Source organism: Flavobacterium sp. TC780 (assembly GCF_056783245.1).
Genome location: NZ_JBXBAV010000032.1, coordinates 1 through 8549, shown reverse-complemented (window position 1 = coordinate 8549; position 8549 = coordinate 1). Strand labels below are relative to the sequence as shown.

The 8549-nt window shown below is 33.4% G+C and carries 7 protein-coding genes, 2 tRNA genes and 3 pseudogenes; 1 reads left to right on the top strand and 11 read right to left on the bottom strand.

The genetic code is table 11. The annotated features are described in order from the left end of the window. A partial coding sequence (locus AC1RYN_RS03340) for a hypothetical protein (protein ID WP_481805827.1) occupies positions 1-191 on the bottom strand: 191 nt, incomplete at its 3' end. Positions 192-239: 48 nt separating this feature from the next. Between AC1RYN_RS03340 and AC1RYN_RS03335 the strand changes: the two are divergent. Continuing rightward, positions 240-739: pseudogene (locus tag AC1RYN_RS03335) on the top strand (DUF456 domain-containing protein). A gap of 2 nt (positions 740-741) precedes the next feature. On the opposite strand, the gene AC1RYN_RS03330 reads toward AC1RYN_RS03335, so the two are convergent. The 10 genes and pseudogenes from AC1RYN_RS03330 to AC1RYN_RS03285 form a co-directional block, all read right to left on the bottom strand. Further along, complete coding sequence (locus tag AC1RYN_RS03330) at positions 742-1068, bottom strand: hypothetical protein (protein WP_481805826.1); 327 nt, start codon at positions 1066-1068, stop codon at positions 742-744. A gap of 11 nt (positions 1069-1079) precedes the next feature. Continuing rightward, positions 1080-1997 (bottom strand): efflux MFS transporter permease, encoded by a 918-nt coding sequence (locus tag AC1RYN_RS03325; RefSeq protein ID WP_481805825.1) that lies wholly within the window; start codon positions 1995-1997, stop codon positions 1080-1082. 80 nt (positions 1998-2077) lie between these two features. Continuing rightward, entirely contained in the window at positions 2078-2329 is a 252-nt protein-coding gene (locus tag AC1RYN_RS03320; RefSeq protein WP_481805824.1) for a hypothetical protein, read from the bottom strand. Between the two features lie 4 nt (positions 2330-2333). Next, positions 2334-3386, bottom strand: a complete 1053-nt coding sequence (locus AC1RYN_RS03315; RefSeq protein ID WP_481805823.1) for an HlyD family secretion protein — start codon at positions 3384-3386, stop codon at positions 2334-2336. A gap of 24 nt (positions 3387-3410) precedes the next feature. Further along, a complete protein-coding gene (locus tag AC1RYN_RS03310) occupies positions 3411-4760 on the bottom strand; it encodes a TolC family protein (protein ID WP_481805822.1) in 1350 nt (449 codons plus the stop codon). 354 nt (positions 4761-5114) lie between these two features. Further along, entirely contained in the window at positions 5115-5789 is a 675-nt protein-coding gene (locus AC1RYN_RS03305) for a helix-turn-helix domain-containing protein (protein WP_481805821.1), read from the bottom strand. A 277-nt stretch (positions 5790-6066) separates the two neighbouring features. Continuing rightward, positions 6067-6140, bottom strand: a tRNA-Asp gene (locus AC1RYN_RS03300). 569 nt (positions 6141-6709) lie between these two features. Beyond that, positions 6710-6783 (bottom strand) — tRNA-Asp (locus tag AC1RYN_RS03295). Positions 6784-6849: 66 nt separating this feature from the next. Continuing rightward, positions 6850-7798, bottom strand: a pseudogene (locus AC1RYN_RS03290) (DUF58 domain-containing protein). 5 nt (positions 7799-7803) lie between these two features. Further along, positions 7804-8549, bottom strand: a pseudogene (locus tag AC1RYN_RS03285) (peptidase M1); the annotation flags it as partial.

Genomic DNA, 8549 nt, shown 5'->3' with positions numbered 1-8549 from the left:
TTAAAAAAATCAAAAAAAAGTGCATCAAAATCTTTCATTGAAAAATTTAATACTTTTTTCTTATTACTTTTATAAATGCTATCCTGAAGTAGTTGATCGTCTATAGAAAGTTTTTTAGTTTGCGCATATATAACTGTATTGATTAAAAAAATCAAGGAACAGAACAACATTAATTGCAAAATTCTAGACATAGACGAGTTTACTAAAAGCTTGTATGCGCAAAATTACAAAAAAATTATATGGATTCACTATTATTGTTACTCGGTTTTATATGTATGATTATTGGTATTTTAGGCAGTTTTCTACCTGTTTTGCCTGGAATAAGTTTGAGTTGGCTAGGCTTATTGTTGCTGTATTTAACAAAAGCTGTCCCGATGAATTATTGGGTTTTAGGAATTACCCTGGCAATTACAATTATCATTTCTATTTTAAACTACGTTATACCTGCCAAAGGTACCAAGAGATTTGGTGGAAGTTCTTACGGTATTTGGGGAACTAATATTGGACTAATTATAGGAATCTTTGTTCCAATTCCTTTTGGATTCATTATCGGCCCATTTGTAGGCGCCTTTATTGGGGAATTACTATACGATTACAAAGATCACAATCGCGCCTTAAAAGCTGCCACGGGTTCATTTATTGGCTTTTGGCCTCGAGTTTTATAAACTTTATGCTTTGTATTATATTCTTCGGTTTGTTCCTTACAGTTGTATGGCAAAATCGCGTTGGATTATTTTAAATTTAAAAACTATTCCAAACTCTATTTTTAAACACATCAAATGTTTGTTTTAAATGCTGATTAATTCCTAAAAGAATTACCACAATTAGCAACCCATAGCCGACAAGAGTAAAAATCTCCATATTAGACAACAAAATGGATTGCTTAGTTACTGAACCTAAAATTTGTTTCATTGCCAGAAGATTAGCTTCATCAGGATTGAAACCTTTACTCACAAAACTTTGTGTTGTTTGTGCAATCCTATTTTGTGTTTCAGGATTTTCGGGTGCAATAAACTGAGTTAACTTTGTAAAGTGTGATTTCTGGAAAAACTTCTCTGCATTTTGCATGATACAAAAGCCTATCGTACTTCCCAAAAACGCCCAGAAACTCCAATTGCTCCAGAATATGGCGCTAAGCCTGTTGGAACTGACGACATCGTAAACAAAACCAGCGGCACAAATAAAACTCCTACCGCAACCCCTTGCAAAATGTATGGAATTGCCATTGCCGATAAGGAGATATCGGGTACAAAAAGAAACGTAAACCACAAATGAAATACAGCAAGAATAAAAAAACCAAGCATAAAGATATATCTGGATGCTACCGTCTTTGCTAGAAAAACCGCTGCCAAAACCATTCCAATTATATTCCCTATCACATTTAGAAACTGAATATGCGCTACACGTGACGGTTCCCAATTCCAAACACTAAACATCGTACTATGACAAATATTAAGTGTTGCTCTACCTATATAAAAAAGAAAAAACAAAAGAAAACCTATTCGTAGATTAGCATATCTAAAAACATTTAAATCAAAACAAGGTCGTTTTACATGCAACTGTCTAAAAATAAATAAGCCAGTTGAGATTAGTGATGCAATTAATGCAAATCGGATTTCGAAAGATTCAAACCAATATTTTTTCTCTGCATAGACAAAGAAATATGCTCCGCATAATATAGCTATCAGTAATAAAACAAAGCTCGTCCAGTCTATCTGATACAATGGAATTTTTCGATGAAGACGGCTATCATTAAAAGTTATCATTATCAGTAAAACACAAATAATCTGGAATAATGCTGAACCATACGCCATATATCTCCAATCATAATTTTCTAAAAGCCAAACAGCAATATTCATTATAAAAGGCGATGATAATAGTAGCGCCCCATAATTAAAGGTGAACCCAATTATAATTGCATTTTTAGATTTAAATCGGGTAATTAACAATTGTCTTAATGGAACTCCTGGTAATGCCATCAAAAAACCCTCTGCCATTCTTATCATAATAAACAACGAAAAGTTCTTGACATAAGCCGACAACATTATAGTAAAAGCAACCAAACAAAATACTGCAATTAAGTATTTTTTTGTGGGAAAAATTTAGAAAATCGACTCTCTATTAATATCGTAGCAAGCAAAGTTCCATAAGTAACACACATTGAAAATTGTAAATCCTCTGGCTCTATATCCAAGAAGCTTGAGGCATAAGTAACATTTGAAGAGTAAACCCCCAATAGAATCATGGAATGTAACATGCAAAAAAACAAGATTACAATAATTGCCCAATTAGGAACCCATGACTTAAAAACGCTTGTATTGTCTAACATTATGTTATTTGTGTTCTGCTACAACAGTTATATTCATTCCGGCACGAAGGAAGTCAGCTTGCTCACTTGTGTCTTTTAACTTAATTCTCACTGGGATTCTTTGCTCAATCTTGATAAAATTCCCTGTAGCATTATCTGGAGGCAATAATGAAAATCGCGCACCACTTGCAGGCGATAGCGAAGATATTATCCCCACGAATTCTTTATCATTAAGTGCATCTGCATGAATTTCGACTTCCTGACCAATGGTTAAAAACTGCACTTGAGTTTCTTTGAAATTTGCTGTAATCCATTTTTCTTTACTAACCATCGATAATAAAGTCTGCCCTTCTTTTATCATCTGTCCTGGCTGAATTGTTTTTTTAGCAACCCATCCATCATAAGGAGCAGTAATTACGGTGTACGAAAGAAACAAGGCCGCATTATCTGCCAAAGCTTCTTTAGACTGAATTACTGTTTGCGCAGTCGGAACATTTGCCGCGGCTTGAGATGTGTTTAAAGTTGATGTTTCGATTCGGTTATTCATTTCTTGATAATGAGCCTGTGCCGATTCGTAATCTGCTTTCACTTTCTCTAGTTGTTGCTCTGTTGCAGCTTCTTCTTTTACTAAAGCTTTATATCGTTGGTATTCTAGTTGTGTTTTCCAAAGATTTGTTTTGGCTGCAGCCAATTGAGACTTCCCGATTGTGGTTGCGCTTGCAGTTGTTGCCACATTTCTCTCGACAACAACACTATTTTTTTTAGCACTTTCTACATCTGCCAAAGCCACATCTAATCTTGATTTATATTCACGATTATCAATAACCAACAGCGTATCTCCTTTATGAACAAATTGATTTTCTTCATAACGAACTTCCTGAACATATCCAGTAATTCTTGACATAATAGGCGTAACATATTGCTCAACCTGAGCATCATTAGTCTCTTCGTGGTTTTTATTAAAAACATAAAACCAAATTCCCAAAACGATTCCACTTAAAACAAGCACAGACGCAATAACTGTTATCAATGTATGAAACGACTTATTAGCTCTTGTTTCATTTTTAATCTTTACCATAAAAATTTATTCTCTTTTTAAAATTCAATTATTTAATAATCCTGCTGTATGAAGCAATTCATAATGTTTCATCTCGGCATCAATTCTGGTTGCGATTTTATTATATTTTGCTTGCAACAACGCATTATCAGCATCGACCATTTCGGTTATAAGAACCAATTGATTCAGGTATTTTAATTTTACAATGCGATAATTTTCCATTGCCAATTCTAACGCTTTATCAACAACAGCAATCTTCTCAACTATTTCTTGATATTGAGTGTGATTTCTAAATAATTCATCCTGAACTTTATCTTTCACAATTTCCGATTGGGTTTTCTGCCATTCGATCTTTGAATTTGCAATATGTACTTTGGTTTTGTTTTTATACAGTCCCGACAGGCTAAATGTTGCTTCGATTCCTACCTGGCCTAAACTATACAAATATGGATTTGGTGGAAAAAACATATAATTAGGGTATTTAAAATTATAATCTCCAAAGAAGTTTATTGTCGGATAGTAATTACCTTTTGCTAATTTTAGTTCCGTCTTCTTGATTTCAATTTCTTGATGTGCAATTCGCATCTCTTCATTTTGAAGCGTGTTATTTAAATAGAAATTATAATTATCCAGATTTACATTTTCATTTAAACTTGTCGTTGTGTCAATAGTAATTTCTTGCTCTTCTGGTAACTGAAGGATTGTTTTTAATTCGTGAAGAGCAATTTTAATGTTTTTCGTATTTGTCAAAGAATTTAGTTCACGATCCGAAAGTTGAAGTTCTGCTCTCAAAACTTCATTCTTAGTTATCGTACCATGACTCTTTAATGATTGAACTTCTTTGAGTCGGCTTTGCTCCTCTTTGATATTCTCTTCAATAATTTTTTGAAGCTCCATCATTTTCTGAATTCCCAAATAAGTAGCAATTACCTCAAGTTGAATATCATTCTCTGCTTTTTCACTTTTTACCTGAGCAATTTTGCTTTCTTGATTTGCAATTGCGATAGCATTGTTTATTTTATTTCCTGCATATAGTGGCACTTTTATAGCCGTTCCTATATTATACATTTCAGGAATTGTATGTGTTACATCTTTGTCTTTTAGAAATCCACCTTTAAACTCTGTTAAGTTTGTAACACGAGAGTAACCTCCACTAAAATCTATCTCAGGTAAACGAAGTTCTTTGGTTTCTTTGATATTTTCTTTAGAGATATCGACCTCAATGCGAGATTTTAGAATGTTTTTGTTGTTTTCTTTTGCAATTTTTATCGCTTCTTGTAATGAAATCGGATTTATTTGCTGAGCTTGTAGTGTAGTTATCCCAAGTAAAATCAGGATTAAAGCTATTTTTTTTGGACGATAACACTGTATCGAAAACCATTTTTTAAGGAACATGAAAGTAGTGTGATTTATTCACTGCAAAGTTCTTTCATTTTATAATTGCCTGATAATTCTAAAAAGTCAATAACATATTCATTTCGGACAAATTTTAACAATTGAAAATCAGCTAAATCGAAGGAAATCGTTATAGTTAAGTGAATTGAACGCATTGTAACAAAGAAAAATTTGACAAACTATCTAATGAAGATTACAAACAAAAAAGCTAATTCAAAGTAAAACATGTATGCTTTCCGTATTATACTTCCCATTTCATATTTAGAATTAAATTATGCTCACGCAGATTCAGCAGATATAGCAGAGAAAAAGACTTTATTTAGAAATCAGCTAGCATGATTCACTTTTCACACTTTACAACTTACCTTTTCTTAGAATATTTTCCCCTTTAAGATAGTCCGAAGGTCGCTGTCCTAAAATCTTAAAAAACGTATTACTAAATGTTGGCACACTACTATAACCTACTTCTTCTGCTACTTCTTTTACAGATAATTTTCGATCAAGCAGCAATTCAATAGCTTTTAACACCCTTCTGATTGTATAATATTGAATAAAAGACATTCCTAAGTCTTTCTGAAACAAACGATACAAAGACTTCTCGCTGTATCCAAATTGATGTGCCACTTCTCCAAACAGAATCGTTTCTCCTAAATTATTTTCGACATAACGCAAGATTTTACTCAAGCGAGCATCTTTTGGCAAAGGCAATTCTAGTGGTAAATTGGTTAAACAAATTTGAGGTAATATTGCTTTGATAGCTTTTGCAATTACAAAATTCGGACTTCCTTTTTTAAGATCACCATTCCACTGATTCGTAAAAAGCATCATTTGAAGCAGTAAATTATTAACTGGATAAATACCTTCTTTTTGATAAAAAACATCTTCATCTTTCTCTACAGGAAAGTACAAGTTTCGCATCATCACGTTTTCAGACTTTGGATGAATACTGTGTTCAATTCCACTTGGAATCCATATAAAATGTCTTGCTGGTAAAAAATAAGTTTTAGTTTCGGTAGTTACAAAAACCACATCCCCTTCCGTATAAAGAAATTGTGCTTTATTATGTTTATGCGTCGGAACGTCTAAATTCTCCCATCAAATCATGATAACAATAAATACTTTTTTTATCAGTATCTACTGTTTTAATATAGTACTTATGTTCTTTATGAAATTGAATGTTCCATTGTAGTACGTGTATATCGACAGACTTTTTGCGATATATAAATATAAGGAAGATAATTAAACGGAGTGGAATTACTATAAAATAAAGAAGCCTTTCCGTTAGGAAAGGCTTCTTCTAATATTGCGGTCTGGACGGGACTCGAACCCGCGACCCCATGCGTGACAGGCATGTATTCTAACCAACTGAACTACCAAACCAACTCGCTTTATTGTGGGGCAAAAGTACAACAGAAGTTGTGATTCCACAAGCTTTTTCGTGTTTTTTAAAGAAAAAAAAACGTTATTTTTTTAACGCATTGATTTCTATTAAAATAGAAAAACGAAAAAAGCTACAACTTCAAACAATTCTAACTAGAATGAGTAATACAAGAACAGCCAAACTCTTTTACGCTTATAATTGGAATAAACTTATCGGATCAAAAATTAGAATTTCTTCTTATTCATATTATCTAACCTTTTCCTTAATCCCTAAATTTCAAACCGAATCTAACTTAACCGCAAAGTCCGCAAAGCTTAATTAAAACTTTACGGACTTTGCGTATCCGATAGCTATCGGAACTGCGTTCTCTGCGGTTAATTTTCAGGTTAGACACCTAAACCAAAATGGGCTTAAATCAAAAAAGCCATCCACAAAAGTGGAAAGCTTTTCATTGGTCTAACTACTAAACCCGGTCAGCTTACAAGGCCGACCAAACAACACAACTAATTTTAGATACCGTATTTGGGCAAAAAAGCCTTTCTATAAAGAAAGGCTTTTCCCAATATTGCGGTCTGGACGGGACTCGAACCCGCGACCCCATGCGTGACAGGCATGTATTCTAACCAACTGAACTACCAAACCTCTGCGTTATTGCGGTTGCAAAGATAGTATAGAATTTCGTTTCTGCAAGCCTTTTTGTAAATTATTTCAAATTATTTTTCGACTTATTAGCCAAAGTTTTGTTTTTTCAACCAAATAAGTAGTTAATATTTTTTCAAAATTTTCACCTACTGCAACAGGAACGTACTTTAATTCGGTTTTGCGCACAGGTTAAAGCCAATCTTTTGAAATAGCTTTCTACCTCTTTTTCATATTCCACTTTCACATTATCTGCGAAAACAGCTACTTCCTCACCAGTTTCGAGGTCGATAAATTTACGTGGCGCATTATCAAAGTCAAATTTTACTTCTGTTTCCTTATCTATCACATGAAACAAAACCACTTTATGCTTATTATGTTTAAGATGCTGTAGCGCATTAAACAACAATTCTTCATTTTCTGACTGAAACATATCTGTAAAAAGAATAATCATCGAGCGTCGGTGGATTTTCTCTGCTATCTGATGCAAATAGGTAATCGTATCTGTTTTTTTACTCGTCTTAGGTTTCTCCAGAAGCTCTTCTAATTTATTAAGCAGCATTCTATGATGGCGATCACTTCCCTTTTCAGGCGCATAATATTCATAACTATCCGAAAACACACTCAAGCCTACTGCATCTCGTTGTTTCTTTAAGATATTCATCAAAACTGCCGATGCCAAAACAGAAAAGCCTATTTTATTTTCATAAAAAGATTGACCTGAATTTAAATCTGGGTAATGCATCGATGCTGAGTTATCTATAATTAAATGACAACGTAAATTGGTTTCTTCTTCAAATCGCTTTGCATACAATCGATCTGTCTTAGCAAACAGCTTCCAATCGATATGCTTTGTACTTTCGCCAACATTATACACCTTATGCTCTGCAAATTCCGCTGAAAAACCATGAAACGGACTTTTATGCATCCCCGAAATAAAACCTTCCACAACTTGGTTAGCCAACATCTCAAGATGCTGAAAACTAGAAATCTTCTCTATTTGCGATTCAATCTTCATTCGGTTTATTTTTTTATTTTTTGCGCACGGTACAAGTCATCCGTGGCCTGCAATAACTTTCTCTTTAATATTGGGCTAAAGCTAGGATTTTCTTTCAAAAATGTCCCTACTACATCATAAGCATCCCTTGACGAATATCTTCCAACTGTACCATTAAGCCAATCTTTCGGAAAAAATATATCTCCTGTACGCTGAATTTCTGTGACTAAATCCAAACAAAAACGAAGATGCTTTTTAGCACTTTCCTGACGTAACGGATGATGAATATTTGCTAAAGCCGACGAAACCCAAGTTTCTTTTTCTCTGTTTTTATCCTCCTTTAAAGACAACATAAATGCATCCCTAACAGAATCATCTTTTGACAGGGAAGGGAGTAAAAACTCAAATCTCTTTTGCTTATCTGGATTACTAATAGCTAACTTTGCTTTACTTAGAATTTCATCTGCTTTTTGATGTTTAAATATAGCCAAATTCATAGCTATACCTGTATAATCATCTTCATTTAATTTTAAATTAGTGATAACATCTTCTTTATTCCATATTCGGTATAATTTTTCTTTTCCTGAATCTGAATAAGCAATAGAACTAAACAATCCAAATAGCGTCTTTTTGATGTTTTTTGGCAAATCCAATTGCAAGCGCTGATAAACAACCTCTTCAAGTTGTTCCTGACCAATATTTTGGTCTTTTTCTGTTAGAAATTTCCAGAAAATCGTATTCAACTGATTTGACAAAATCTTAATAACTAATT